Here is a 26429-nt window from a genome sequence, read left to right on the forward strand (position 1 = left end):
CCGCGTCAACGCGGCTGAGCCCCGAGATCCTCGAAGACGAGCCCCTTGTCGCCCGTCTCGCTCTTGCCGAAGCGGCCCTTGCCGTTGACCGTCAGCGGCGGCTGGCCGGGCTGCGGCACGAAGGTCGCGGCGTAGTAGCAGTCGTACTGGCCGGGCTTGCCGCCGGACTTGCTCTTCGCGGCGACGCAGCCCTGCTTGCGGAAGACGTCGAAGGCGCGGAAACCGCCCTGTCCCTGGCGTTCAAGAGCGCGGCGGGTGTGCGCCTCGACCAGACGGCGCATGTCGGCCTCCGACGGCTCGCCGGAGCAGCCGGCGAGAAGCGGCAGCAGCGCCGCCAACGCCAGGACGGGCCTGTTCGCCACCGGCGTCACCGGCCGCCGAGCAGGCGGTCGACCCGCTCCTTCAGCGCGGCGAAGGAGGGCGGCTTGACGACGAAGCCGTTCACGCCCAGCGCCATCGCCTGCTTCACGATTTCCGACTCGGTGTGGTTGGTCAGGAAGACCACCGGTGCCCGCGGGTTGGCCGCCTCGGCGCTGGTGCGCAGCCGCTCCAGGAATTGCAGGCCGGACACCGGCTTCATGTCGATGTCGCAGACGATCAGGTCGGGGTTGGTGCGGATGCATTCCTGCATGCCGCTCTCGCCGTTGTCGGCCTCGGCGACGCCCTGGAACCCGATCTGCGCCATGATCTGGACGATGGTGCGGCGGACGAAGGGCTGGTCCTCGATCACGAGGATGTGGTACCGCGCGTAATCGACCGGCTGCTTGTCCATCCCCGTTCCCCGCCCGGCCGAAGCCTTGCCATCCCGCCCACGCCGGCCGCAAGATTCCCGCGACCGTTCCCCGCGACCACAGATACCGTCTGGCGGTGCCAGCGGCAACCGCAACCGGGTTACAGCCGGCGGGAATGTGGTTTGCCGGCTGTAAGCCGCGCGTCAGCGAGGCAACGGAGCGGTCTCAGGGAGCGGTCTTGGGGAGCGCGGTCTCAGGCGGCGACGTCCAGCGGCGGCAGGCCCTTGGTGATGGACTGGACGGCGTGCGCGAAGTCCGCCGACAGCCCGCCATCCTGGTCGAAGGCGAGGTGGAGGCGGTTGTGCTCCATCGCCTTGATGACGACGGCGGCCTCGACGCCGAGCCGGTCGAGCCGCAGCACGCCGGGCGAACTCGCCGGCAGGCCGTCCTTCAGCGCCGGCACCGGGTCGATCAGCGCGCCGCCGAGCGACAGGTTGCGCACGGTCACCGGATAACGGCCGCCGCCGACCAGCAGGGTCCCGGCCTCATCGACCTGGAAGCGCGGCTTGCGGCGGCGGTCGGCGTCGCTGGTCGAGGTGCGGACGACCCGCACCAGCACCTGCCGCAGATTCTCGATGGCGCGGGCGACGTCGCCGGAGCCCTGCTTGACGTGGACGGCCTGCTCGCCGGTGTGGTCGGCCTCCTCGGACACGGCGGCGATGCGGCGCGACACCTCCAGCGCGGCGGTCGAGGTTTCGACGACGTTGCGGCTGATCTCCTGGGTGGCGGCGGTCTGCTCCTCCATCGCGGCGGCGATGGAGCCGGAGATGTGGTCGATCTCGGCGATGGTGCGCCCGATCTCCTCGACCGCCGCGACGGCCTGGCCCGTCACCTCCTGGATGGCGGCGATCTGGCGGGTGATCTCCTCGGTCGAGGCTGCGGTCTGGTTGGCGAGGTTCTTCACCTCGCTGGCCACCACGGCAAAGCCCTTGCCGGCCTCGCCGGCGCGCGCCGCCTCGATGGTGGCGTTGAGCGCCAGCAGGTTGGTCTGGCCGGCGATGCTCTGGATCAGGTTGACCACTTCGCCGACCTTGGCGACGGTTTCCGACAGCGAGCGGATGGTGACCTGGGTGTGGGCGCCGCTTTCCACCGCGCGGCGGGTGACGGCGCTGGAATGGGCGACCTGCGACGAGATCTCGCGGATCGAGGCCGCCAGCTCCTCGCTCGCCGCCGCCACGGTCTGGGCGTTGGCCAGCGCGATCTCCGCCGCCGAGGACACGGTCTGGGCGTTGGCGCTGACGCGCTCGGCCGCCCCCGCCATGCCCTCGGCGTCGCTCGCCATGCCGCCGGTCCGGGTGGCGACCTCCTCGACGGCGCGGCCGGCCTCGCGCTCCACGGTGGAGGCCATGGCTTCCAGCGCGCGGCGGCGGTCCTCGTCGGCCTGGCGGGCGCGCTCGACGCGCTCCTGCACCGCGTAGCCGAGCCGGGCCTTGAGGCCACGGAGTTGCGCCGTCAGCGCATGGAACTCGGTGGCCACGGGCAGCGCGATGATGTGGCTCTGGTCGTTGCGGGCGATGGCGTCGAAATCGAGGGTGAAGCGGTCGAGCGGCTTGCGCACCGTCCGCAGAAGCAGGACTCCGAAGGCCGCCGCCATCAGCAGCACGGCGAGTCCGGCGGCCAGCGCAAAGCCGAGATGCCAGCGGAAATCGGCCGCCGCGCCCTCATACTCCGTGCGGGCGACCGTGACCTGGAGCGTCAGGAGTTCCCGGTTGGTGGCGTGGGCGGCGTCGAACAGCGGCGTCGCCTTGTCGCGGATCAGCGTTTCCAGCCGCAGCGAATCGCCGGCCTTCGCCAGTTCCAGGGCCGGGGCGAGGGCGTCGCGCTGGAAGGCCGTGCGCTGGGCGGCGAAGCGGTCGGCGAGCGCCGTCTCCTCCGGCGTCATGGCGGAGGCGAGATACTGCGTCCACTGGCTGTCCATGGTCGCGCTGTTGGCGGCGATGCGGGCCTCGCGCGCCTCCATCGCCTTGCGGTCGGTACCGTCGCGGGCGTCGATCACCAGCCGCTGGAGGGTCTGCACCTGATCGCGCATGTGGTCGAGGATGTCGCCGACCTGCACCGCCGGAACCGTGCGGTTCTCGTAGACCGTCTTCAGCGAGGCGTTGGAATCGGCCATGCCCTTCAAGGTCACGCCGCCGACCGCCGCCATCGCCACGATCATCACGGCGAAGACGCCGGTCAGGCGTCCGGCCACGCTGACCGACCAGCGCCCCAGCCGGGCCGGCATGCCCTTGCGCACCGCCTGTCCGTCGCGGACGCTGAGATGCGGGGCGCGGCCCTCGCGGATGTCGGCGTAGAGCCGCTCGGCCGCGGCGATCTGGTCGCGGCACGGCTTGGTGCGGATGGAGATGTAGCCGGTGACCTTGCCGTCCTCGATCACCGGCGTGACGTTGGCGCGGACCCAGTAGAAGTCGCCCGTCTTGGTGCGGTTCTTCACCAGCCCTTCCCAGGGCCGCCCGTCCTTCACCGTCGCCCACAGATCGGCGAAGGCCGCCTTCGGCATGTGGGGGTGGCGGATCAGGTTGTGGGGGGAGCCGATCAGTTCGGACTCCGCGAAGCCGCTGATGTCGACGAAGGCCTTGTTCACGAAGGTGATGCGGCCGCCGGTGTCGGTGCGCGACACCAGCAGGACTCCGTCCTCCATCTCGATTTCACGGTTGGTGATCGGTTCGTTGAGGCGCATGGCGAGTCTCGCAGATCGATGGAGGACGAACGGCGCGAGCCGGGCGGAAGCGGGCCTTCGTCAGGACTGGAGCCATGCCTAGGGTGCACGAGATCGTCATGCACTGATGCAAATCAAATTTTAGCAAAAATCGTTCGGACTCAATCCGAAGGACTGGTTGCCCGGATTCCCTCCGAGGGATTGAACAGAAACCGGCCGGCAGCGGGCGCCGATGATGCGCCTGCCGTCGGTGATGCCGATTTCCTTGGCGGCTCCTGCTCCGGACAATGGCGACCATGCCGAACCCGAGCCGGAATCCACACGCGACCAGGCTGGTTCTCGAACCATTGAAGTTCTCAAGCGCTCCGGCGCGCCAAGAACGCCGGATGCCCGCCACAACGCTCGGGCGCGGACGCCCGAGCGCTTGGCGCAACAGGATCGGCCGACGCGGTTACTCGACGGTGACGGATTTCGCCAGGTTGCGCGGCTGGTCGACGTCGGTGCCCTTCAGCACCGCCGTGTGGTAGGCGAGGAGCTGCACCGGGATGGCGTAGAGCAACGGGGCGACCAGCGGGTCGCAGCTCGGCAGCTCCACCGACCAGCGGACCTTGTCGCCCAGCTTGTCGATGCCCTTCTTGTCGGCGAGCAGCAGCACCTTGCCGGACCGCGCGCAGACCTCCTGCACGTTCGACACGACCTTCTCGAACAGGCCGTCGGACGGCACCAGCACGATCACCGGCACGTTGTCGTCGATCAGCGCGATGGGCCCGTGCTTCAACTCGCCGGCGGCGTAGCCCTCGGCGTGGATGTAGCTGATCTCCTTCAGCTTCAGCGCGCCCTCCAGGGCCAGCGGGTACATGGCGCCGCGGCCGAGATACAGCACGTCGCGCGCCTCCGCCACCTCCTGGGCCAGCTCCTTCAGGCGCTCGTCGTGGGCCAGCACGTCGGCGGCGCGGGCCGGAACCTCGCGCAGCGCGTGGGCGATCTGCTGCATGCGCTCCGGCCCGATGGCGCCGCGGGCACGGGCGACCGTCACCGCCAGGCAGGCCAGTGTGGTGAGCTGCGTCGTGAAGGCCTTGGTCGAGGCGACGCCGATCTCCGGCCCGGCCATCGTGTAGAGCACGGCGTCGGATTCGCGGGCGATGGTGCTTTCCGGCGCGTTGACGATGGACAGGATCTTCTGGCCCTGGCGCTTGCAGTAGCGCAGGGCCTCCAGCGTGTCCAGGGTCTCGCCCGATTGCGAGATGAAGATGGCGACGCCGCCTTCCGGCAGCGGGGCCTCGCGGTAGCGGAACTCCGAGGCGATGTCGACCTCGACCGGGATGCGGGCCAGCGTCTCGAACCAGTATTTGGCGACGAAGCCGGCGTAGTAGGCGGTGCCGCAGGCGACGATCGTCACCTTGGTCGCCTTCGCCACGTCGAAGGGGAAGTCGGGCAGCGCGATGAAGTTGGTCTCGGGGTTGATGTAGGCGTTCAACGTGTCGCCGATGACCTGCGGCTGCTCGTAGATCTCCTTGAGCATGTAGTGGCGGTAGCCGTCCTTGCCGATCAGGGCGCCGGACACGGCGGTCGTCCGCACCGCGCGCTCGACCACCGCGTCGGTGGCGTCGTGGACGACGGCGGCCGAGCGGCTGACCTCGACCCAGTCGCCGTCCTCCAGATAGCAGATGCGGTTGGTCAGCGGAGCCAGCGCGAAGGCGTCCGACGCCAGATACATCTCGCCGTCGCCGTAGCCGAGCGCCAGCGGCGTGCCGTGGCGGGCGCCGATCATCAGCTCATGCTCGCCCGAGAAGATCAGGACCAGGGCGAAGGCGCCGGTGAAGCGCTTGAAGGATGCGGCCGACGCCTCGACCGGCGTCATGCCCTGTTCCATGTAGTGGGTGACGAGATGGACGATCACCTCGGTGTCGGTCGCGCTTTCGAAGGCGTGGCCGTGGCCGATCAGCTCGTCCTTCAGCTCCTGGTAGTTCTCGATGATGCCGTTGTGGACGACGGCGACGCGCGGCGTGGCGTGCGGGTGGGCGTTGGCCTCGGTCGGGCCGCCATGGGTCGCCCAGCGGGTGTGGCCGATGCCGACGGTGCCCGACAGCGGGGCGTCGCGCAGCTTCATGTCCAGGTTCAGCAGCTTGCCCTCGGCGCGGCGGCGCTCGATGCCGCCGTTCACCAGGGTCGCCACGCCGGCGCTGTCATAGCCGCGGTACTCGAGCCGGCGCAGGCCCTCCACCAGCCGGGGGGCCGCGTCATGGATGCCGATGATGCCGATGATGCCGCACATGGGCCGATACTCCTGAAAAAATCCCGCCGACCGGTAGAGAAGGGCGGAAGAAGACGCAAGGCCGGAAAAGGGGAGCCGGGAATAAGGGCTATCTTAAGCCTTTTTCGCCTTCTCGTTCCGCTTCCGCTCGCGGAAGCGGGCGGCCCAGCCGGCGTACGCCTTCTGGGGACCCCGCGCGACGACCAGCGCGTCGGCCTCGACGTTGGTGGTCACCACGCTGCCGGCCCCGACGATGGCGCCGTCGCCGATGCGGACCGGGGCGACCAGCGCGCTGTTGGAGCCGATGAAGGCCCCGGCCCCGATGTCGGTGCGGTGCTTGCCGAAGCCGTCGTAGTTGCAGGTGATGGTGCCGGCCCCGACGTTGGCCTTGGCGCCGACCCGCGCGTCGCCGATGTAGGTCAGGTGGTTGACCTTGGCGCCGGCCTCGATCACCGCGTTCTTGATCTCGACGAAGTTGCCGATGTGGGCGTCGGGGCCGATCTCCGCGCCCGGACGCAGGCGGGCGTAGGGGCCGATGCTGGCGCCGGACTCGACGCGGGTCTGCTCCAGGTGGCAGAAGGGCTTGATCTCGACGTTGTCGCCGACGGTGACGCCGGGGCCGAACACCACATGGGCGCCGACGATCACGTCGCGGCCGAGCCGGGTGTCGACGCTGAAGATCGTGCTGTCGGGATCGCTGAGCGTGGCGCCGTTGTCCATCGCCGCCTTGCGCAGGCGGCGCTGCATCAGCCGCTCGACCTCCGACAGCTCGGCGCGGGAATTGACGCCGACCACCTCGGCCGGGGCGGCCTCGACCACGGCGCAGGCCATGCCGGCGCGCCGGGCGATCTGCACGACGTCGGTCAGGTAGAACTCGTTCTTGGCGTTGTCGTTGCCGACGCGGCCGATCAGGTCGAACATGCGGGCGCCGTCGAAGGCCATCAGCCCGGCGTTGCACAGGCCGACCGCGCGCTCCTCCCCGCTGGCGTCGAGATACTCGACGATCTTCTCCAGGCCGCCGCGCGCGTTCAGGATCAGCCGGCCGTAGGCGCCGGGGTCGTCGGGCCGCATGCCGAGCACGACCACCGCCGGGTCGGCGGCCTGGCGCCGGGCCGCCACCATGGCGCGCAGCGTGTCGGGCGTGACCAGCGGCGTGTCGCCGTACAGCACCACCACGTCGCCGGTGAAGCCCTCCAGCAGGCCGAAGGCGGCGCGCACGGCGTCGGCGGTGCCGCGCTGCTCGTGCTGGACGGCGGTGGGATAGGGGGCGACGGCGGCGGCCACGCTCTCCATGCCGGGGCCGACGACGACGACGACATGGTCCGGGTCGAGCGCCTTCACGGCGGCCAGCACATGGCCGACCATCGGCCGGCCGGCGACGCGGTGCAGGACCTTCGGCAGATCGGACTTCATGCGGGTGCCCTTGCCGGCGGCGAGGATCACGCAGGCGAGTGGACGATGGGCCATGGGGGTCTTCCTGGTCGTGCCTGTGGCGGGTCGGCGGGATACGGCGTGATGACGATGGGAACCGGAGGGCCGCCGCACGTGACGGTGGCGCCTGCCAACGCTGATGTGCCACAGGCGGAGGGGGAAGCCCAAGTCAACTTTTGTGTCACGGTGTCATAGATGCCACGGCCTAAAACCGCCGGCCGGGGCAGGGTGCCGAAAGGTGGGGAGGGGCTGGCATGATGGGGTGGGCGTGGTGGGTGGGGCAGTCCCGTGCTATCGAGGCCGCCGTCTCCCTTCGCCTTCGATCCAGGATATGGGGCTTCCGATGACCTTTCCCTTCGCCGCGCTCGTGTTCGACCTCGACGGCACGCTGATCGACAGCGCGCCCGACATGACCCGCGTGCTGAACCGCACGCTCTCGCGCTTCGGCCGCCCATCCCTGACCGAGGAGCAGGTGCGGACGATGGTCGGCGACGGTTCGGCCATGCTGGTGCGGCAGGCCTTCGCCGCGACCGGGGAGCCGCTGGCGGACGAGGCGGCGGTGCAGCCGGTCCTGCGCGACTATCTCGACCGCTATTTCGACGACGAGGAGCCCTCGGCCCTCTACCCCGGTGTGGTCGGGACGCTGGCGGGGCTGGCGGAGCGCGGGGTCCGGCTCGGCCTCTGCACCAACAAGCCGGAGCGCATCAGCCGCAAGCTGCTCGACCGGCTGGGGCTGGCGCCCTTCTTCGCGGCGGTGGCCGGCGGCGACACGCTGCCGGTGAAGAAGCCGGACGGCCGCCACCTGACCTGGGTGCTGGAGCGGCTGGGCGAGCCGGCGTCGGGCGCCCGCGCCGCGATGATCGGCGACAACGGCAACGACGTGAAGGCGGCGCGCGCCGCCGGGGTGCCGGTGGTGGCGATGAGCTACGGCTACCCCCGCATGCCGGTGGCGGAACTGGGCGCCGATCTGGTGCTGGATCATTTCGCCGAGCTTCCCGAAGCGCTGGAGCGGCTGGCGCGGGCCTGCCCGGTGGCATAGCGGACCATCCGTCTTTCGGACGGGACGGACTATCCCCCGATATCCCTTTGACGAGCCCCCTTATCCGTCCGGACGGAGGACGGCGCGCCGCATTGACCCTACTATGCTTGGGTCGATGCGGCGCTTCACCGTCGCGACGCCCGGCTGAGGGGGAACGCGATGATGCAGAGCGGCGAGACGGCGGTGGAACTGTCGGTGGTCACCGTTCTCGCCCTGCTTCTGGCGCGGGCCGCATCCGACGGTATGACCCACCAACGAAAAGCCTGTCGGGTGCGGACCCGGCGGCGGCGCCCGCCGTCGCCCGGCGATCCGCGCGACGGCGGCCAGCCGGAAGGAAACACGCCATGGCCGTTCGCATCGCTCGAATCATTCACATGGGGAAAGTGGGCGGCTACGCCGCGCGGATTGATGGCGCGCTGCTGGAGGTGGATGGCCGCATGCTGTGGCCGTCGTCGGCTGCCCTGATCATGGACGCGCGCCGGATCGGCGTGGAGGTGTCCACCCACGTCATCGACACCAGTTCGATCACCGGGGACGAGGCGCGGCCGGATTTCCAGCCGATGGGGACCCCGCGGGCGGAGTCCCAGTGGGCGGAGTCCCAGTGGGCGGAGTACCAGCGGGCGGCGTGACGCCGGTCAGGTGGATGACGACGGCGCCGAGGTCGCTGTCGGTTTCCAGTCGCACCGGCAGCGGCGGCTGGCCGGGGACGACCGGCGCCAGCCACAGGTCGGCCGGCGGGCGTTCGGCGGCAGCGCCGTTGCGCTGCCAGAAGCCGTTGCCGGGTGCGGTGCGGGCGTAGCCGGCGACCGGCCGGTAGGACACCCGGCACTGCCGCGCCGTCCCGGAAAAGATCGAGTAGCGGGACGCCCCCACCAGCCTTGGCCCGACGTCCTGGAACTCCATGTCGTAGCGCCGCCGGCCATCGAAGACGGGAAGGCTGCGGGTGCAGGCCTCCCCCCGCGCCGACGCCGCCAGCACGGTCAGGAAGGCGCTGAGCGGATCGTAGGTGGCCCGCCGCTCGGCATCCGGAACCGGCTCACGCCCGTCCTCCTGCGGTGTCGGCAGGACGGTGGCCGCGACGTTTCCCTGGCCGTCATACTCCAGCGTCACGCTGCGCGGCTTCTCGCGGAAGACGCTGCTCTGGCTGTGGTGGGCGGGGACGAGCCGGCCGCCGCGCACCGCGCCGTCGCTGCGCGAGACGGTCTGCCAGGGGAACAGCCGGTTCAGGAACCCCTCGGTCTGCGCCTTCACCTCCATCCGGTAGCTCTGGTCGCCCATCTCCAGCGTTGCGACGATGTCCAGCACGGCGAGGCCGCCGATGTGGAGGCGGTAGGTGGCGGCCAGCGGCTCGGCGGCGCGGGCCGGAGCGGACACGCCGAGCAGCCCGGCGGAGGGCAGGGCGAGCAGCGCGACGGCGAAGGCCGCGGCGCGGGGCCGTCGGACGGGGAGCGGACTGGTCACGGCGGGGTGTGCTCCGTCGGTTGGCGGCGGTCGGGCGATTTTCTTTCATATTGGGATGAAACTCATGCTTGACACCCATCCGCCGAGGGCTTAGAAACCCGCCCACCGCAGCGGCGGGGCCGACGAAAGACGGCGACGACGCATCCACCGGGGGAGAGCCCGGACCGATTTTCAAGGATCGGGCGCGTAGCTCAGCGGTAGAGCATTCGCTTCACACGCGAAGGGTCACAGGTTCAATCCCTGTCGCGCCCACCATCACGAAAGGCTCCGAGGTCCTCCTCGGAGCCTTTTGCTTTTCCGGACCGCCCCGGTGTCTTTGCCGGCCGCGAAGAATATTTCAGGAGAAACCACATCTTTGGCGGGCATTGCGATGGCTATTGCTCGCCTCCAGGAATCAGCGGTTGCTAATGTGGTGTTTCCGTGTGGTTGATTGACGCAGATCAGCCCCAAACCGGGTTGCGATGGTCTAGGAAGGGGCATCCTTCTCCATCGACCCGGATGACATTCCATGGAAGACACCCGCATTTCCCTGATGGCCGTCGGCGCCCTGCTCGTCGCGCTGACCATCATCATCGGCTCGGCCGTTCTGGCGCCGTCGTTCCTGGTGGTGCTCGCCACCCTGGGTGCCTGGGCGAACCTGACCTATCTGGTCGCCGTCACGCTGCTGCGCTGACCGCCAGCCCCGCCCGGCGGAGAAGGGGGCGGCCCTCTCCGTCGCGCGCCCGCCCTGCGGCCCGCTTCCGGGATGACCGGAGTCGCGACGGGAAACACTCTGTCGTCTGGAAAGCATCTCTGGACAGGAACGGTCTGGCGGTTTATCCAGCGCGCGGTTTTCGACGCGCGCGAGGGACGACGCCATGACGACGCCGACGGTTGCTCCGACCGACCATTCCAGCGCCGGGCAGGACGACGCCCTGCCGGTGCTGCGCACGGTCGCCGATCTGCGGGCCCAGGTCGCCGCGTGGCGCGCCGAGGGCCGGACGGTGGCCCTGGTGCCGACCATGGGCGCCCTGCATGACGGGCATCTGGCGCTGGTCCGCCGCGCCCGCGAACTGGCCGACCGCGTGGTCGCCAGCGTCTTCGTCAACCCGACCCAGTTCGCCCCCCACGAGGATTTCGACCGCTACCCGCGCGACGAGGCCGGCGATTCCGCCAAGCTGCTGTCGGCGGGCTGCGACGCCCTCTACGCCCCCACGGCGCGGGGGATGTACCCGGAGGGCTTCGCCACCGCCATCTCCGTCGGCGGCCCGTCCGAGGGGCTGTGCGGCACCTTCCGTCCGCAGATGTTCGGCGGCGTCGCCCTGGTGGTGACCAAGCTGTTCCTCCAGGCCTTGCCCGACGTGGCGGTGTTCGGTGAGAAGGATTACCAGCAGCTCATGGTCATCCGCCGCTTCACCCGCGACCTCGACATCCCGGTGCGGGTCGAGGGGCTGCCGACGGTGCGCGAGGCCGACGGGCTGGCGCTGTCCTCGCGCAACGCCTATCTCGGCGCCGACGAGCGGGCGCGGGCGCCGGAGTTGAACCGCGCCCTGATGGCCGCCGCCGCCGCGCTGGCGGGCGGCGCCGACCCCGACGCGACCCTGGCGGCGGTGCGCGGCCGGATCGCCGAGGCCGGTTTCGGTGACATCGACTATGTCGAACTGCGCGATGCCGAGACCCTGGCCCCCATCGCCCGCGTCGAGCGCCCGGCACGCCTGCTGGCCGCCGCGTGGCTGGGCAAGGCCCGTCTGATCGACAATGTTCCGGTCCTGCCCGCCTGACGGCCCCCGGATGGGACACGAAAAGGTGCGTTTGACCAATTTGTCGCGCTTGTCTAAAATGTTGGCAGGTTGAACGGTTTCAGCTCCCGGCACCGGGGTCGGAAAGGCGGTCTTGCGACTGGTCCATCGAAACCGCAACGGCGAGACGGTGTCGCTGATGCCGTTCGTCCTCACCGGCCTGATCCTGGCGCTGGGCGGGCTCGGCGCGGCCGGTGCCGTCCTCGCCTCCAAGAACCGGTCGCCGGCGCCGGCGGCCTCCGAAAAGGCGAAACCGGCGAAGCACTACGCCGCCCTGCCGCAGATGACCTTCACGCTCGGTGGCGGCGACGCCCGGCTGATCGACGTGAAGGTGCTGCTGGAGATCGACCCGACGGTCGACGGCAAGGTCGCCGACCCCTATGTGCCGCGCATCGCCGACCAGCTTTCGGACAGGCTGCGCCAGATCGATCCGCAGCAGCTGTCCGGGGCCGAGGGCGCCAGGCTGATGAAAAGCACCATCGGCAGCGTGCTCGACCGTGAACTGCGCGGGGTGCGCATCCGCGAGGTTCTGCTGGACCGGATGGTGGTGCGCTGAAAAAACTGGGCTGTGCCGATTTCGTCCCCCACGCCATGACCGGGCTTGTCCCGGTCATCCACGGGCGCGCTTGAGATTTGCGCGTGGATGCCCGGCTCAAGGCCGGGCATGACGGAAGGCCGAACGAAGGTGGCTGCCCGCGCGATCCCTTATTCCGCCGCGACCGCGGCGCGACGGCGCGCGTCACGCTCGCCGCGGCCGCGCTTCAGCTCGCCGGCCAGCAGGAAGGCCAGCTCCAGCGACTGGCTGGCGTTGAGGCGCGGGTCGCAGGCGGTGTGGTAGCGCTGCGCCAGCTTGTGGTCGGTGATCGCCTGGGCGCCGCCGGTGCACTCGGTCACGTCCTGGCCGGTCAGCTCGAAATGCACGCCGCCGGCGTGGGTGCCCTCGGCCTGGTGCACGTCGAAGAAGCCGCGCGCCTCGGCCAGCACCTTCTCGACCGGGCGGGTCTTGTAGCCGGTGGTCGACTTGATGGTGTTGCCGTGCATCGGGTCGCAGGACCACACCACCGTGCGGCCCTCGCGCTGGACGCGGCGCAGCAGGGGCGGGAACTTCTCCGCCACCTTCTCCGCGCCCATGCGGACGATCAGGGTCAGCCGGCCGGCCTCGTTGGCCGGGTTCAGGATGTCGATCAGGCGGATCAGCTCGTCCGGATCGGTGGTCGGACCGCATTTCAGGCCGATCGGGTTCTTCACGCCGCGCAGGAACTCGACATGGGCGCCGTCGGGCTGGCGGGTGCGGTCGCCGATCCACAGCATGTGGGCCGACACGTCGTACCAGTCGCCGCTGGTGCTGTCGACGCGGGTCAGCGCCTGCTCGAAGGGCAGCAGCAGCGCCTCGTGGCTGGTGAAGAAGTCGGTCTCGCGGATCTGCGGGGTGGTCTCCGCCGTGATGCCGCAGGCGGCCATGAAGGCCAGCGTCTCGTCCAGACGGTTGGCCAGCTCCTGGAAATGCTCGCCGGCCGGCGAACGCTCGACGAAGCCGAGCGTCCACTGGTGGACCTTGTGCAGGTCGGCGTAGCCGCCCTGGGCGAAGGCGCGCAGCAGGTTCAGCGTCGCCGCCGCCTGGGTGTAGGCCTGCATCATGCGTTCCGGGTCGGGAACGCGGGCATCGGCGGTGAAGTCGAAGCCGTTGATGATGTCGCCCCGGTAGGAGGGCAGCTCGACCCCCTCCAGCGTCTCCATGTCGGCCGAACGCGGCTTGGCGAACTGGCCGGCCATGCGGCCGACCTTGACCACCGGGATGGCGGCGCCGAAGGTCAGCACGACCGCCATCTGCAACAGCACGCGGAAGGTGTCGCGGATGTTGTTCGGGTGGAACTCGGCGAAGCTCTCGGCGCAGTCGCCGCCCTGCAACAGGAAGGCGTTGCCGGCGGCGGCATCGGCCAGCTTGGCCTTCAGCCGGCGGGCCTCGCCGGCGAAGACCAGCGGCGGATAGGCGGCGAGGCGCTGTTCGACCGACTCGACCTTGGTCTGGTCGGGATAGACCGGCATCTGCTTGACCGGTTTCGACCTCCAACTGGCGGGTGTCCAACACTCGACCATGACGCGCCTGCTCTTCCTTAGACGTACGGGATCCCCTCTATGCCCGATTCGCCGCAACTTTTCCACAGTTTCGGGGGGCGCTTCCGCAACGCTGTACCGCCCGAGTCCGGCATGGAGCGCGCCGACCGTGCCGGAAACGTTCGTTTCGCCCCGGCGGCCCGGCCTGCGACGTAGGGATGCATTGACGGGGATAGGTTGCAAACGTACGACTTGGTCATCTTGCGGGGGTGTAGACCGTCAGCGGTTCTGACCTTTTTAGAGTGTGAACGAAACCATTCAATTCCGGAGGACCGATGCTCGGTCGTATGTTCAAGGGCGCGATGGTGTGCGGCGCGGTGATGACTCTGGCGGGCTGCGTGTCCGCCGGCGGTGGCACGGGCGGGATGAGCGGGTCTGCGGGCGGTTCGACCAGCGTGAACGCGGCCGCCAACCTGCCGCGCTGCGACCAGCCGCTCGGCACGCTGGCCGTGGACGACGGCCGCTCGGCGGATTGGTGGGGCCCCTTCTCCCGCGCGACGCAGATCACCACCGTCGAGCCGATGATCCGCCTGATCGTCGCCCAGTCGAACTGCTTCGTCATCACCTCGGTCGGCAACAGCCGCCTTGATTCGCGCATGCAGGGCATCACCGACCAGCAGCGCAACGGCGAGTACCGGGCGGGCTCGAAGCAGCAGAAGGGGCAGCGCGTCGCCGCCGACTACTTCATGGAGCCGGCGATCCTGTTCGCCTCGGCCAACACCGGCGGCCTCGGCGCCGCGGTCGGCGGGGCCCTGCTGGGGCCGGTCGGCGGCGCCCTCGGCGGCATGATGAACCAGAAGAGCACGGCGGTGACGCTGTCGCTGTTCGACATCCGCTCGTCGGTGCAGATCGGCATCTCCACCGGCAACGCGACGGCCACCGATTTCGGCGCGGCGCTCGGCGCGCTGGGCGGCAGCGCCGGCGGCGTGCTCGGCGGCTACAAGAAGACGCCGGAAGGCGAGGCGACGGTGGTTGCCTTCGTCGACGCCTACAGCGAAATGGTCGCCGCGCTGAAGAACTACAAGGCGCAGACCGTCAAGGGCGGCCTCGGCACCGGCGGCACGCTGAAGGTCCAGTAACGGGCCCGGGCGGCTTCCGGAATGAGCCCTTGCCGGAAGCCGCCCGCCCGTCCCCCTTCGCGACCGGCGCGCCCGTCCCGGTGCCCGCACCCCCATAGACCGGGAGCCTCCATGCGCACGCATCGCATCACCCGCGCACTGGCGTTGCTGGCCATGCTCGCCAGCGCCGCCGGCTGCAACGCCACCCGGACCGGCGAGGTTTCGCCGACCATCCGGATATGCGACACCAGCGGTTGCTCCGAACGGGATCGGGCGACCGCCAGCTTCGTGCCGGACGACTCCGGCAAAAGTCCCCTGCTTCAGGATCCCGACCGCTACGCCGGGGAGAGCGCTCAGGACTTGCGGGCGGCGGCGGAGAACGGATCGGCGGCCGCGGCCGACAAGCTGGGCCAGATGCATCTCTACGGCCTGGGCGGCACGCCCAAGTCTGCGGCGCGGGCGGCCGGCTGGTTCCGGAGCGCCGCCGACGCCGGCCATCCCTGGGCCCAGTACCGGCTGGGCCAGATGCTCGCCGACGGCAGGGGGGTGACGGCGGACCGCCGGCGTTCCCTGGAGCTCATGGAGGCCGCCGCCGCCCAGGGGCACCCGCTGGCGGCCCATCATCTCGGCCTGCTCGCGCAGGGAGGGAAGGGCGTTCCCGCCGATGCGGCGACCGCCGCGCGCTGGTTCGCCGTGGCCGCCGAGGGCGGGGTCGCCGACGCGCAATACAACCTCGGCCTGCTGCTGCATCGCGGACAGGGCGTCGAACGCGATCTGTACCAGGGCCTGCAATGGATGCGGCGGGCGGCGGAGAACGGGAACCTCCAGGCGCAGACGGCGGTGGGGCGGCTCTACCTGACCGGCCTCGACACCATGGGGCAGGATGTGGCGGAGGCCGAGACCTGGCTGGGCATCGCGGCCGGACGGGGCGACGCGGCCGCCAAGTCGCTGCTGGCGCAACTGCGCAAGCAACGCGAGAAGGACGAGGATTTCCGCCGCAAGCTGATGCTGCTCCAGGCCGAAACCGAACGGGCCTGGGCCAGCGCGGTGCTGGCCAGCTGGCTGACCGCCCCCCGAATCGACTATGTCGTTGTCTGGTAGGGCGTCGGGCCGGGCGATTTGATCGCTGGCGGGGACCGGAGGCGCCTTTTATAAGGCATGCGGTCGAGTCCCATGGAAGGCGTTTCCGGTGATGGCATCCTCCTGGCGCGACGCTGCGTCCGTCTATCTCGATCGCCGGGTGCTGGCGATCCTGTTTCTCGGCTTCTCCGAAGGGCTGCCGCTGGCGCTGACCGGCGCCACGCTGAATGTCTGGCTGCGCGAGGCGGACGTCAGCAAGACCAGCATCGGCCTGTTCGCGCTGGTCACCATGCCCTACGCGCTGAAGTTCCTATGGGCGCCGCTGATCGACCGCCTGCGCCTGCCGGTGATGACCCGGCTGTTCGGCCGGCGGCGCGGCTGGGCGCTGACGGCGCAGGCGGCGCTGGCGGCGGCGCTGCTCGGTCTGGGGACCACCGATCCGGGGACCGACCTGTGGTGGACGGCGCTGTTCGCGGTGATCGTCGCCTTCTGCTCGGCCAGCCAGGACATCGTCGTCGACGCCTTCCGCGTCGAGGTGCTGGAGGAGAAGCAGCAGGCGGCCGGGGCGGCGGTGCTGGTGCTCGGCTACCGTTTCGGGATGATGGCGGCGGGGGCGGGAGCGCTCTACATCGCCGACTTCCACGGCTGGCGCGCCGCCTACGAGGCGATGGCGGCGCTGGTGCTGGTCGGCATGGTGACGATCCTGCTGAACCGCGAGCCGAAAATCGCGGAGTCCGCGGAATCCGTTGCGCGCGAGCGGCATGTCGCCGACTGGCTGGCGGCGCGCCCGCACCTGTCGGGCCGCATGGCGGAGCTGCTGTCCTGGCTCTACGGCGCGGTGGTGGCGCCCTTCGCCCAGTTCATGGGGCGGCAGGGCTGGATCGTCATCCTCGGATTCATCGCCAGCTACAAGCTGGGCGAGGTGCTGGCCGGCGTGATGTCGGCGCCCTTCTACGTCGATCTCGGCTTCACCAAGAGCGAGATCGCCACGGTGACCAAGCTGTTCGGGCTGTGGGCGACCATCGCCGGGGGGTTGCTCGGCGGGCTGCTGGTCGGGCGGGTCGGCACCCTGCGCGGGCTGATGATCGGCGGGGTCCTACAGATGGTGTCGAATCTCGGCTACGTCGCGCTGGCCTGGACCGGGCACGACGTGACCATGCTGGCGGTGACGGTGGCGGTGGACAACGTCTGCGGCGGCATCGCCACGGCGGCCTTCGTCGCCTACCTGTCGGGCCTGTGCAACGCCGCCTACACGGCGACGCAGTACGCGCTGCTGTCGAGCTTCTACAAGCTGGGCGGCGACCTGTTCGGCGCCTCGTCGGGCTGGCTGGCCGACCGGATGGACTGGGTCAGCTTCTTCCTGCTGTCGATGGCCGGGGCGCTGCCGGCGCTCTACCTGCTGACCCGTCTGATGGGCCGGGAGCGGCGGGGTGGGGCCGCCGTCCCGGCCGAGTAGGGACGGCGGCCCGGAGCAGGGATTACGCCTTGCTCTTGGTCTTGGTCGTCGTCTTGCCGGCACCCGGTCCGGCGCCGAGGTCGGCGCCGGTGACCGGATCGGCGGCGGGGTTGGACATGGTGCGGGCGGCGACCGCGTTGACGGCGGCCATCTCCTTGGCGGCCAGCTTCACCGACGGGGTGCCGTCGCCGCCGTTGACCGGGGCGTCGGTCGGCTTGACGTCGACATACTCCCACTGGGCGCCCTGGTTCCAGGGGCCGCGCGTGTCGCCCTCGCCCTGGCTCGTGTTGTAGTACTTGTCGGTGTATTCCGGCATGCCCGGCAGCTTGCCCGGCGGGAAGTTGTTCTCGATGGAATAGAGCGCCTTCTCGAAGCTCTTCTGGTGCGCGATCTCGCGGGTCATCAGGAAGCCCAGCGCGTCCTTGACGCCGGGATCGGTGGTCAGGTTGATGAGCCGCTCATAGACGATCTTGGCGCGCGATTCGGCGGCGATGTTGGAGCGCAGGTCGCAGGTCGGGTCGCCGATGCTGTCGATGTAGCCGGCCGTCCACAGCTGCCCGGCCGAGTTCACCAGGGCCGGGCCGCCGCCGTAGAGCAGCGACAGGGTGTGGCTGCCCGACCCCTGCGTGATGGTGGCGTAGAGGTCGGCGGTCTCCTCCGACGCCTCGGCCAGCTTGCCCTTCACGCCCTTGGTCAGCATGGCGACGATCGAGCCGATGATCTCCAGATGGCTCAGCTCCTCCGTCGCGATGTCGATCAGCATGTCCTTGCGGCCCGGATCCTCGTCGGCCAGCCCCTGCGTGAAGTAGCGCATGGCGGCGGCCAGCTCGCCCTGCGGTCCGCCGAACTGCTCCAGCATCAGGCTGGCCAGCTGCGGGTTGGGCTCCGACACGCGGACCGTGTACATCAAATTCTTGTTGTGCATGAACATACGGAAAATCCCCCCTCTCGTGGGCATCGAGGATGCGGAGGATCCGGGACCGGACGGGCCGGCGGGCCAATGGGGCGGGCCATTGGGCGGACCGTTCCCGGATGCGCTTCCGGGGCCATCAACACGGCCGCTTTAGAAGCGTTCCAGAAAAGCGGCCCGTCCCGTCGCCTTATACCATAGGGGTCTTACACGATAGGGCAGTCAGAGGCTTTTGGTCTCCGGCGCCTTCTCGCGCATCAGCACGAACTCCTCGGCGGTGGAGGGGTGCAGCGCGATGGTGCGGTCGAAATCGCGCTTGGTGGCGCCGACGTTCAGCGCGATGCCCAGCGCCTGCATCATCTCCGGCGCGTCCATGCCCATCATGTGGCAGCCGAGCACGCGGTCGCTCTCGCCGTCGACCACCAGCTTCATCAGCACGCGCTCGTCGCGGCCCGACATGGTGTGCTTCATCGGGCGGAAGCCGGCCTTGTAGATGTCGATCTTCGGGAATTTGGCGCGGGCCTGCGCCTCGGTCAGGCCGACGGTGCCGAGCGGCGGGATGGAGAAGACGGCCGTCGGCACGTTGTCGTAGCTGACGCTGGTCGGGTTGTCGTTGTAGAGCGTCTCGGCCAGCGCGCGGCCCTCGGCGATGGCGATCGGGGTCAGCGCCATGCGGTCGGTGACGTCGCCGATGGCGTAGATGTTGTCCACCGACGTGCGCGACTGGGCGTCGACCGGGATGGCCCCCTTGTCGTCGAGCGCGATGCCGACCGATTCGAGGCCGAGGTCCTTGGTGTTCGGCTTGCGGCCGGTGGCGGCCATGACGAGGCCGGCGGAATGCTGGCGCCCCATATGGTCGGTCAGGGTGTAGCCGCCCGGTCCCTGTTCGAGCTTCACCGGCTTGCAGCGGGAGATGATGGTGATGCCGCGCTTGCGCATCTCCTGGGCCAGCGCGATGCGGATGTCGTCGTCGAAGCCGTTCAGCAGCTCGTCGCCGCGGATCATCAGCGTCACCTCGGCGCCCAGCCCGCGGAAGATGCCGGCGAACTCGACCGCGATGTAGCCGCCGCCGAGGATCAGCACGGAATGCGGCAGCGTGGGCAGATGCAGCGCCTCGTTCGAGGTCGCGGCGTGCTCGATTCCCTCGATCGGCGGCAGCGACGGCCAGCCGCCGGTGGCGATCAGGATGTTGCGGGCGGTGTAGCGTCGGCCGGCCACCTCGACCGTGTGGCGGTCGACGATCCGGCCGTTGCCCTCGATCAGGGTGACGCCGGAATTCTTCAGCATGCTGATGTAGATGCCGTTCAGCCGGTCGATCTCGGCGTCCTTGCGGGCGATCAGGGTTTCCCAGTCGAAGGCCGGCGCGTGCGCGTCCCAGCCGTAGCCGCGCGAATCCTCGAAGCCGTCGCGGAACTGGGCGGCGTAGACCAGCAGCTTCTTCGGCACGCAGCCGCGGATCACGCAGGTGCCGCCGACCCGGCTGCCCTCGCAGATCGCCACCTTGGCGCCGTAGGACGCCGCGCGCCGGCTGGCGGCGACGCCGCCGGACCCCGCTCCGATGGTGAAGAGGTCGAAATCGAACTCGGCCACTGCCGTCTCCTTCCGCTCCGCAAAGTCTGGCGCCCCGGCTTGGGCTCTCTGGCGGGGCGGGCGGAGTGTTCCGCATTCCGCCGGGCCTGTCGAGGGGGCGGGGAGGGATATGGGGTGCGGTGCCGTGGATGCGAAGCGGCGGATCAGCGCAGCAGCATGTCCTGGACGAGCACTTGACGCACCTTCAGCGGCCGCATCGCCTTGTCGGCGGCGAAGCGCAGGGCGTCCTTGATGTAGTGCGTGCCGTCCGGACCGCGCAGCTCGTCGGGCGCGACGTCGAGCATCCGCAGATTCATGGCGTCGGCGATGCGCGGCAGGTGGGGCTTGACGCTGTCGAGCGGGATGGAGGGATCCAGTTCCAGCACGGCGCGGACGCGCAGCTCGCGCAGGCGCCTGCCGTCGCTCAGGGTGAAGTTCATCGTCGGCAGGGTGGCGTAGGTGGCGACCGCCGCCTCCGCTCCGGCCGGGGGCCGCGCGGCGGAGCCGGTGCCCGTGTGGGCGGTGGCCGGCTTCAGCATCAGGGCGCCGCCGGCCCCGGCGGCGGCCAGCGTCACCAGCAGGCCGAGCAGGACAACGACGATCTTGTTGCCGATCCGGTCGGGTTCCGACGCGGGGTCGGCTGTCGCACCGCTGGCCATGTCACTCGTCGCCGCCTTCGCCATGACGCCCACCACCCTCTTTCGGATGAGGGTAGAGGGCCGAAAGTGGGGCGTCAAATATCGGTATTTTACGCTGTTTCGATGCGCCGGGAGCCCGGCGGCGACCCACGCCGCCGGCGCAACCCTGCCATCCGCCCACGGTCGTTCCGGGTGGAAGCCTCTTCCACAGCGGAGCCCGGCCGTATAATGCTGGCTGTCCATTCAGTTCGGCATTCTCCGTACCTGATCGGGTGCGGGCGGCGCCGGCGTTCACGCGGTGACGGGCAGGGGCGGAAGGCGAGGGCATCGGTATGAGCGACAGCAGCAAGCGGCCGGCGGCCGTCCACCCCTCGACGGCGGCGATCGGCGACTGGACCGACACCTATTTCCGCCGCACCAAGGAGGCCGTCGGCAAGTTCGGCGACAAGCAGGTGACCTACGCCATCTTCATGCGCCGCCCGGTGGTCTGCGCCCCCCGGCTGGCGCTGGAATGGCTGGAGGCGGTGGCGCGCGAGCGCGGCTTCACGGTCGACATCCAGCTCAATTTCCCGGAGGGCAAGTGGGTCGGCGCCGGCGAACCGATCCTCTACGTCACCGGCTCCTTCTACCATCTGGTCGATACCGAGACGATCCTGCTTCAGAAGCTGGGGCCGGCCTGCGTCGCCGCCTACAACGCCTTCACCATGTGCGCCGACCTGCCCAAGGTCGCCTTCCTCGCCATGGACGCCCGCCATTGCGCCGGCACCGAGATGGCCGAGACGATGGCCTACGCCGCCTCGGTCGGCTCCGACCGCGCCAAGCGCAAGGTCGGCGCCAAGGGCTTCGTCGGCAACGCCACCGACGCCACCGCGCATTTCTTCGGACAGGCCAAGGGCATGGGCACCATGCCGCACGCGCTGATCGGCTACGCCGGCTCCACCGTGCGCGCGGCGGAGATGTTCCACGAGACCTTCCCCGACCTGCCGCTGACCGTGCTGGTCGATTATTTCGGGCGCGAGATCACCGACGGTCTGGAGGTCTGCCGCCGCTTCCCCGAACTGGCCGCCCAGGGCAAGCTGACCCTGCGGCTGGACACGCCGGGCGGCCGCTTCGTGGAGGGGCTCGACCCGCCGGGCTCCTACGCGGTGCTGGAACGCCACGCGCCGCATTCGATCCGCGGCTACCGCGACGAGACGCAGCTCCGCTACCTGATCGGCACCGGCGTCTCGGCGGCGGCGATCCATTACGTGCGCGAGCGGCTGGACGAGGCCGGCTTCCCGGCGGTGAAGATCGTCGCGAGCAGCGGTTTCGGCCCGGCGAAGTGCCGCCTGATGGCGGAGGCCAACGCCCCCGTGGACATCATCGGCACCGGCAGCTACCTGCCCGAACGCTGGACCGAGACCTACGCCACCGCCGACATCATCGAGTATGACGGCGAGAAGCGCGTGAAGGTCGGCCGCGAGTTCCTGTTCCGGCGCTGACGCGCTCCCTCTCCCGCCTTGGGAGAGGGCCTTCCATCACCGGCTCAGCACCATGACCAGCCGTTCCACCGGAACGTTGCTGGTCAGGTGCTGGTCGACGATCTCGTCGATGTCCTCGGGCGTTTCCGGGCGGTACCAGATGCCTTCCGGATAGACCACCATCAGCGGCCCGGCCGAGCAGAAGCCGAGGCAGCCGGTCATCGCCATGCCGACGTCGATCAGCCCACGGGCCTGGATCTTCTGGTCGAGCCGCTGCCACAGCGGGTGGGCGTTCTTCGCCCCGCAGCTTCCGCGTGGATGGCCGGGCGGGCGCTGCTGGGCGCAGCAGAAGACGTGGTGCCGGAAGGTCGGCGGCAGGTCGAGCGGCATCGGGCATGCTCCATGGCCATAATATTTTTATGGATAATGCCCGATTTGTGCGTTGCGGCAAGCCTTTTGTAATCGTTCCAAATCCGACGGGAGCGTCTCTCAGGCGTCCTCGGCGAGCCGGAATCCGGTGAAGGACAGGCGCATGTCCGGCCGCAGGTAGTGGCGCGTCCATGGCCCGGCATGGTCGAAGGGCGTGACGCAGCTTCCGCCGCGCAGCACCATGCGGTTGCTCATGAAGCGGCCATGGACGGCTTCGTCCAGCCCCTCGGGCTGGCGGTAGCCGGGGTAGGGCGCGAAGGCGCTGCGCGTCCATTCCCACACGTCGCCGCACATCTGCCACGGCCCCTTGCCGTGGTAGGAGCCGGCGCGCGGGTGGCGGTAGCCGGTGCCGAGCAGATTGCCCATGCCCTCGCAGCGGGCGGCGACGGTTTCCCATTCCGCCTCGACCGGCAGGCGCTTGCCGGCCCAGCGGGCGAAGGCGTCGGCCTCGTACCAGCTCACATGGCAGACCGGCTCGTTGGGGTCGAGCGGCCGCTGGCCGTGCAGGGTGAAGATCTGCCACGCGCCCTCGCGCCGCTCCCAATAGAGCGGGGCGCTCCAGCCTTCGGCGCGCAGGGTCTCCCAGCCGTCGGCCATCCACAGCGACCGTTCGCCGTAGCCTCCGGCCTCGACGAAGGCGCGGAACTCGCCGCAGGACACCGGGCGGGCGGCCAGCCGGAAAGGCTTGAGGAAGACCTGGTGGCGGGGGCTTTCATGGTCGAAGCCGGGCTGCGGCTCGGCCCGGCCGACCTCGACCAGCCCGCCGGAATGCTCGACCCAGGCGTCGGGCGGGGTGCCGCCGCCGACATGGTCCGGCGCGCTCTCGTAGGCCGGGTGCAGCGGGTTGCACCAGAAGGCGTGCTTGATGTGGGTCAGCAGCCGCTCCTGGTGGCGCCGCTCATGGGCGATGGCGATGTTGATGTGCTCGGCGACGCTGTCGAACAGCCCGTCCTCGGCGGCGTCGATCAGATGGAGCACGGCGCCGTTCACATGGTCGCGGTACCGCATGATGTCGGCGGCCGACGGCCGCGACAGCAGCCGCAGGGCGGGCGCGCGGACAGGCTTGCCGCCCGGCCCGCCGCTGTGGCCCTCGATGCGCTCGTCGCGGGCCTGGAACAGGTCGAGGAAGTGGGGATCGTAGGGCCGGTAGCCGGGGCTGAACGGGATCAGGACGGTCGTCTCGAACAGCCAGGTGGTGTGGGCGAGATGCCATTTGGCCGGAGCGCCGTCGGCCACCGACTGGATCATCAGATCCTCGGGCGACAGCGGGGCGACGAGCTCGGCGGTGCGGCCGCGCGCCTTCTGGAACCGGCTGGTCAAGGACCGCCGGCGGTCGCTTCCGGCGTCGAGCGAATCGGCGAGATGGGTGTCGGGCACGGGCGGATCCCTCCAGGATCAAGGCGTTTTCCCCAGTGTGACGCAACAGTGCGCCGCAACCGCGCACAGGGGGAATGCACGCTTTGGGGGAGGCCGCTACGCCGCAATTGCGCGGTGTCCTTCCCTCCGCCGGGCCCTTTGCCTTCCGGTCAGGCCCGTTCGCGCAACACCGGTCCGGCGCCCTCCTCGGTCAGGGCGCGGGGCAGCTTGAAGGTGATGCTCTCGGTCGCCGTGCGCAGCTCCTCCACCGTCACCGCGAAACGGGCGCGGGCGGCGTCGAGGACCTCCTCGACCAGCACCTCGGGGGCGGAGGCGCCGGCGGTGATGCCCAGCCGTTGGACGCCCTCCAGCGCCGTCCAGTCGATGTCAGCGGCGCGCTGGACGAGCTGCGCCCGCGGGCAGCCGTGGGTCTTCGCCACCTCGACCAGCCGCTTGGAGTTCGACGAGTTCGGCGCGCCCAGCACCAGCAGCGCCTCCACCTTGGGGGCGATCGCCTTGACCGCCGCCTGCCGGTTGGTGGTGGCGTAGCAGATGTCCTCCTTCTTCGGCCCGGCGATGGCCGGGAAGCGGGCCTGGAGCGCCGCCAGGATTTCCGACGTCTCGTCGACCGACAGGGTGGTCTGGGTGGCGAAGGCGAGATTGCCGGGGTCGGCGACCTCCAGCGTGGCGACGTCGGCGACCGTCTCGACCAGCACGACGGCGCCCTCGGGCAGCTGCCCCATGGTGCCGATGACCTCCGGATGGCCGGCGTGGCCGATCAGCACGATCTGCTTGCCCTCATCGAAATGGCGCTCGGCCTCGCGGTGGACCTTGCTGACCAGCGGACAGGTGGCGTCGAGGTAGAACAGCCCGCGCGCCTCGGCCGCCTGCGGCACCGACTTCGGCACGCCGTGGGCCGAGAAGACCACCGGCACGCCGTCGGGCACCTGGGTCAGCTCGTCGACGAAGACGGCGCCCTTGGCCTCCAGGCTCTGCACGACGAAGCGGTTGTGGACGATCTCGTGCCGCACGTAGACGGGCGGGCCGTAGCGGTCGAGCGCCGTCTCGACGATCTGGATCGCGCGGTCGACGCCGGCGCAGAAGCCGCGCGGGGCGGCGAGGAGGATCGTCAGGGGTGCTGGGTTCGTCATGCCGGTTCAAATCCGCGGTTGCGAAAATCGGTCACAGGAAACAAAGCGGTCGCATGGCCTTGTGCCGGTTAAGCTGGATCTCTAAAGTCGCGGGCCAACGATCCGATAACCGATCAGGCCGAACCGATGGACCGCCGCGACCGTAATATAGGAACCCCCGCCTGGAAAGGCCCGCTGTCCGTTGGCGCCCTGGCGCTGGCCGGGCTGACGCTGGCCGGCTGCGGCGGCATGGGGCTGGGACCGAAGGATCCGGCGGAGTCGGCGCTCGCCTGCCCGAAGGTGTCGATCATCCGCGACCTGTCGGAGGTGACCGCCTTCCGGCCCGGCGGGCGCGACCTGACCGACCTGGAATCGCGCGCGGCGTTGGTCGATTTCGCCGGCAACTGCGAATACGCCAGCGACGGCGTGACGGTGAACGTCAACGTCTATCTGGTGGCCGAGCGCGGCCCGGCGCTGAAGGGCGACACCGCCAAGTACACGTATTTCGTCGCGCTGGCCAAGCCGGACGACACGCTGGTGTCGAAGGCCTATTTCGACACCGACGTGACCTTCCCCAGCGGCCAGCCGCGCGCCGGCACCAAGGAGGAGCTGGCCCCGAAGATCCCGCTGCCCAAGGACGCCAACGCCAAGGATTGGAAGGTCTATCTGGGATTCCAGCTGACGCCGGAGCAGTTGAACTTCAACCGCACCCAGATGAAGAAGTGATCTGGCGCTGGTTGCCATAGGACGTGTGGAGTGGTGCCGGGTGTGCAACGACCCCGGCACCACCGTCTTGTCAGGACAACAGCGAGGCTGTGAAGAACGTCGCCACCGACGTTCCGTCCAAGACGCCGTTGGTGACAATGGTGTTCAACACATGCAACTCGGCGTAATCCGTGCTGCCGTTGAAGTGGGCGATGGTGGTTGCCGCTGCATAGGTCAGTGTCGAGATTGGCGTCAAGGCGCGGCATTGGACAATAATGCCTCCATTAATGAACAATCCTGCATAGAGCGACCCGCCGATGTTGCAATTCATCATCACTTGCCCGTGCAGCAGGTAATACCCGGCTTTGGCCGGCTGGAAGCGCGATGTCGAGGTGTCGAACGCATCGCCAACGTTGAAATCCGTTGCGGACAGCTCGACCTTCGCCCACACGTTGCTGGTGATGCCCGACTGGCCAACGCCATTCCGATGGGCGCGTGTGGCGATGATGGGCCTTGCTGCCGTCGTCTGGTCGTAAAAAGAACGTTCGTCGACAAGGTTGTGATTGGAGATCGCGGTCGTGGTGTTTTGAAGGAACACCTGCGCGACCGGAAGGGTGCCGACCGGGATCGCCGGCGGTGTAAGGCTGTCGGCGATGCCCGTGACGATGGAGGCAACGCCGGTCGCGCGATCAATCACCACGCGGTCGATGCGGAAGCCCGAAGCCGGCGGAGCGAAGGGGCCGACGTTCTGCGCGTTGACCTCGGTCAGGGTCGTGCCGCTCAGCAGATGGCCCGGATCCAGCGCCAGCGTCAGGTTGGGCGTCACCTGCGCGTGGGGGGCGAAGGGGCCGACGATGCGCTGGGCCACCGCCCAGTTGGCGGTGGACTGCGACAGGTCGGTCGGGTTGAAGGTCTGGACGGCCATGAACGACTCTCCGCTTCTGCGAGAATGAGACAGCACGCGAGGGACGAAGGCCGGCCGGCTCCACGAAACGCGTGAGGGGATGATTGGCCGGTTGCTGGCCGATGAAAAGAAAAAAATCCTAAAAATAGGACTTTCAAGCACTTAGGCATGTCGGTCTTCCCGTGACCGCCCGCCGATCCCCGGAT

24 protein-coding genes and 1 tRNA gene are annotated in these 26429 nt (G+C 69.5%); 11 read left to right on the forward strand and 14 right to left on the reverse strand.

Annotated features, from left to right (window positions below; translation table 11 throughout):
• Positions 1-5 precede the first annotated feature (5 nt).
• The 5 genes from J2847_RS00610 to glmU form a co-directional block, all read right to left on the reverse strand.
• On the reverse strand, positions 6-362 hold the full coding sequence (locus J2847_RS00610; protein ID WP_325169288.1) for a hypothetical protein: 357 nt from the start codon (positions 360-362) through the stop codon (positions 6-8).
• A gap of 5 nt (positions 363-367) precedes the next feature.
• On the reverse strand, positions 368-772 hold the full coding sequence (locus J2847_RS00615; protein ID WP_209776263.1) for a response regulator: 405 nt from the start codon (positions 770-772) through the stop codon (positions 368-370).
• A gap of 212 nt (positions 773-984) precedes the next feature.
• Positions 985-3471: a methyl-accepting chemotaxis protein gene (locus tag J2847_RS00620; protein ID WP_209776264.1), complete on the reverse strand. Its 2487-nt coding sequence runs from the start codon at positions 3469-3471 to the stop codon at positions 985-987.
• A 430-nt stretch (positions 3472-3901) separates the two neighbouring features.
• Complete coding sequence (gene glmS / locus J2847_RS00625) at positions 3902-5725, reverse strand: glutamine--fructose-6-phosphate transaminase (isomerizing) (protein WP_209776266.1); 1824 nt, start codon at positions 5723-5725, stop codon at positions 3902-3904.
• A 93-nt stretch (positions 5726-5818) separates the two neighbouring features.
• Positions 5819-7171 carry a bifunctional UDP-N-acetylglucosamine diphosphorylase/glucosamine-1-phosphate N-acetyltransferase GlmU gene (gene glmU, locus J2847_RS00630; RefSeq protein ID WP_209776268.1) on the reverse strand — a complete coding sequence of 451 codons (1353 nt, stop codon included), beginning with the start codon at positions 7169-7171 and terminating at the stop codon, positions 5819-5821.
• A gap of 307 nt (positions 7172-7478) precedes the next feature.
• Here glmU and gph point away from each other — a divergent pair, with 307 nt between their 5' ends.
• Positions 7479-8174, forward strand: coding sequence for a phosphoglycolate phosphatase (gene gph / locus J2847_RS00635; RefSeq protein WP_209776270.1), 696 nt, complete (start codon positions 7479-7481; stop codon positions 8172-8174).
• Between the two features lie 344 nt (positions 8175-8518).
• Positions 8519-8803 (forward strand): hypothetical protein, encoded by a 285-nt coding sequence (locus tag J2847_RS00640; RefSeq protein WP_209776271.1) that lies wholly within the window; start codon positions 8519-8521, stop codon positions 8801-8803.
• Here J2847_RS00640 and J2847_RS00645 read toward each other — a convergent pair.
• Positions 8700-9635, reverse strand: coding sequence for a DUF3108 domain-containing protein (locus J2847_RS00645; RefSeq protein ID WP_209776273.1), 936 nt, complete (start codon positions 9633-9635; stop codon positions 8700-8702). The two genes, J2847_RS00640 and J2847_RS00645, sit on opposite strands and share 104 nt — an antisense overlap.
• 180 nt (positions 9636-9815) lie before the next feature.
• Here J2847_RS00645 and J2847_RS00650 point away from each other — a divergent pair.
• The 4 genes from J2847_RS00650 (at position 9816) to J2847_RS00665 (ending at position 11969) form a co-directional block, all read left to right on the forward strand.
• Positions 9816-9890 (forward strand) — tRNA-Val (locus J2847_RS00650).
• A gap of 253 nt (positions 9891-10143) precedes the next feature.
• On the forward strand, positions 10144-10308 hold the full coding sequence (locus tag J2847_RS00655) for a sugar tyrosine-protein kinase (protein ID WP_209776275.1): 165 nt from the start codon (positions 10144-10146) through the stop codon (positions 10306-10308).
• Between the two features lie 184 nt (positions 10309-10492).
• A complete protein-coding gene (gene panC / locus J2847_RS00660; protein ID WP_209776276.1) occupies positions 10493-11395 on the forward strand; it encodes a pantoate--beta-alanine ligase in 903 nt (300 codons plus the stop codon).
• 112 nt (positions 11396-11507) lie between these two features.
• A complete protein-coding gene (locus tag J2847_RS00665) occupies positions 11508-11969 on the forward strand; it encodes a flagellar basal body-associated FliL family protein (RefSeq protein ID WP_233474203.1) in 462 nt (153 codons plus the stop codon).
• A 149-nt stretch (positions 11970-12118) separates the two neighbouring features.
• Here J2847_RS00665 and J2847_RS00670 read toward each other — a convergent pair whose 3' ends face one another.
• Entirely contained in the window at positions 12119-13510 is a 1392-nt protein-coding gene (locus J2847_RS00670) for a class II 3-deoxy-7-phosphoheptulonate synthase (RefSeq protein WP_209776278.1), read from the reverse strand.
• Between the two features lie 293 nt (positions 13511-13803).
• On the opposite strand from J2847_RS00670, the gene J2847_RS00675 reads away from it, so the two are divergent.
• The 3 genes from J2847_RS00675 to J2847_RS00685 all read left to right on the forward strand — a co-directional run bounded on the left by J2847_RS00675 (position 13804) and on the right by J2847_RS00685 (position 17122).
• Positions 13804-14607, forward strand: a complete 804-nt coding sequence (locus J2847_RS00675) for a hypothetical protein (protein ID WP_209776280.1) — start codon at positions 13804-13806, stop codon at positions 14605-14607.
• Positions 14608-14718: 111 nt separating this feature from the next.
• Positions 14719-15687, forward strand: a complete 969-nt coding sequence (locus J2847_RS00680) for a tetratricopeptide repeat protein (RefSeq protein ID WP_209776282.1) — start codon at positions 14719-14721, stop codon at positions 15685-15687.
• A 91-nt stretch (positions 15688-15778) separates the two neighbouring features.
• On the forward strand, positions 15779-17122 hold the full coding sequence (locus J2847_RS00685; protein WP_209776283.1) for an AmpG family muropeptide MFS transporter: 1344 nt from the start codon (positions 15779-15781) through the stop codon (positions 17120-17122).
• Between the two features lie 22 nt (positions 17123-17144).
• Here the strand turns inward: J2847_RS00685 and J2847_RS00690 are convergent, their stop codons facing one another.
• From J2847_RS00690 to J2847_RS00700, 3 genes are all read right to left on the reverse strand, one after another.
• Complete coding sequence (locus J2847_RS00690) at positions 17145-18053, reverse strand: manganese catalase family protein (RefSeq protein ID WP_085556188.1); 909 nt, start codon at positions 18051-18053, stop codon at positions 17145-17147.
• 201 nt (positions 18054-18254) lie between these two features.
• Positions 18255-19622, reverse strand: a complete 1368-nt coding sequence (gor, locus tag J2847_RS00695; RefSeq protein WP_209776285.1) for a glutathione-disulfide reductase — start codon at positions 19620-19622, stop codon at positions 18255-18257.
• Between the two features lie 143 nt (positions 19623-19765).
• Positions 19766-20260 (reverse strand): flagellar basal body-associated FliL family protein, encoded by a 495-nt coding sequence (locus tag J2847_RS00700; protein WP_209776287.1) that lies wholly within the window; start codon positions 20258-20260, stop codon positions 19766-19768.
• A 311-nt stretch (positions 20261-20571) separates the two neighbouring features.
• Between J2847_RS00700 and J2847_RS00705 the strand changes: the two genes are divergently transcribed.
• Positions 20572-21720: a nicotinate phosphoribosyltransferase gene (locus J2847_RS00705; RefSeq protein ID WP_209776289.1), complete on the forward strand. Its 1149-nt coding sequence runs from the start codon at positions 20572-20574 to the stop codon at positions 21718-21720.
• Between the two features lie 36 nt (positions 21721-21756).
• Here J2847_RS00705 and J2847_RS00710 read toward each other — a convergent pair whose 3' ends face one another.
• The 3 genes from J2847_RS00710 to ispH all read right to left on the reverse strand — a co-directional run bounded on the left by J2847_RS00710 (position 21757) and on the right by ispH (position 24635).
• Positions 21757-22089 carry a (2Fe-2S) ferredoxin domain-containing protein gene (locus tag J2847_RS00710; protein WP_209776290.1) on the reverse strand — a complete coding sequence of 111 codons (333 nt, stop codon included), beginning with the start codon at positions 22087-22089 and terminating at the stop codon, positions 21757-21759.
• A gap of 99 nt (positions 22090-22188) precedes the next feature.
• Positions 22189-23505: an ergothioneine biosynthesis protein EgtB gene (gene egtB, locus J2847_RS00715; protein ID WP_209776292.1), complete on the reverse strand. Its 1317-nt coding sequence runs from the start codon at positions 23503-23505 to the stop codon at positions 22189-22191.
• Positions 23506-23654: 149 nt separating this feature from the next.
• Positions 23655-24635 (reverse strand): 4-hydroxy-3-methylbut-2-enyl diphosphate reductase, encoded by a 981-nt coding sequence (gene ispH, locus J2847_RS00720; protein ID WP_209776293.1) that lies wholly within the window; start codon positions 24633-24635, stop codon positions 23655-23657.
• A 126-nt stretch (positions 24636-24761) separates the two neighbouring features.
• Here ispH and J2847_RS00725 point away from each other — a divergent pair, with 126 nt between their 5' ends.
• Positions 24762-25340, forward strand: a complete 579-nt coding sequence (locus J2847_RS00725) for a hypothetical protein (RefSeq protein ID WP_209776295.1) — start codon at positions 24762-24764, stop codon at positions 25338-25340.
• Between the two features lie 70 nt (positions 25341-25410).
• Here the strand turns inward: J2847_RS00725 and J2847_RS00730 are convergent, their stop codons facing one another.
• Positions 25411-26244 (reverse strand): hypothetical protein, encoded by an 834-nt coding sequence (locus J2847_RS00730; protein WP_209776296.1) that lies wholly within the window; start codon positions 26242-26244, stop codon positions 25411-25413.
• Between the last annotated feature and the right edge of the window lie 185 nt (positions 26245-26429).

This window comes from Azospirillum agricola, from assembly GCF_017876095.1.
GTDB lineage: Bacteria > Pseudomonadota > Alphaproteobacteria > Azospirillales > Azospirillaceae > Azospirillum > Azospirillum agricola.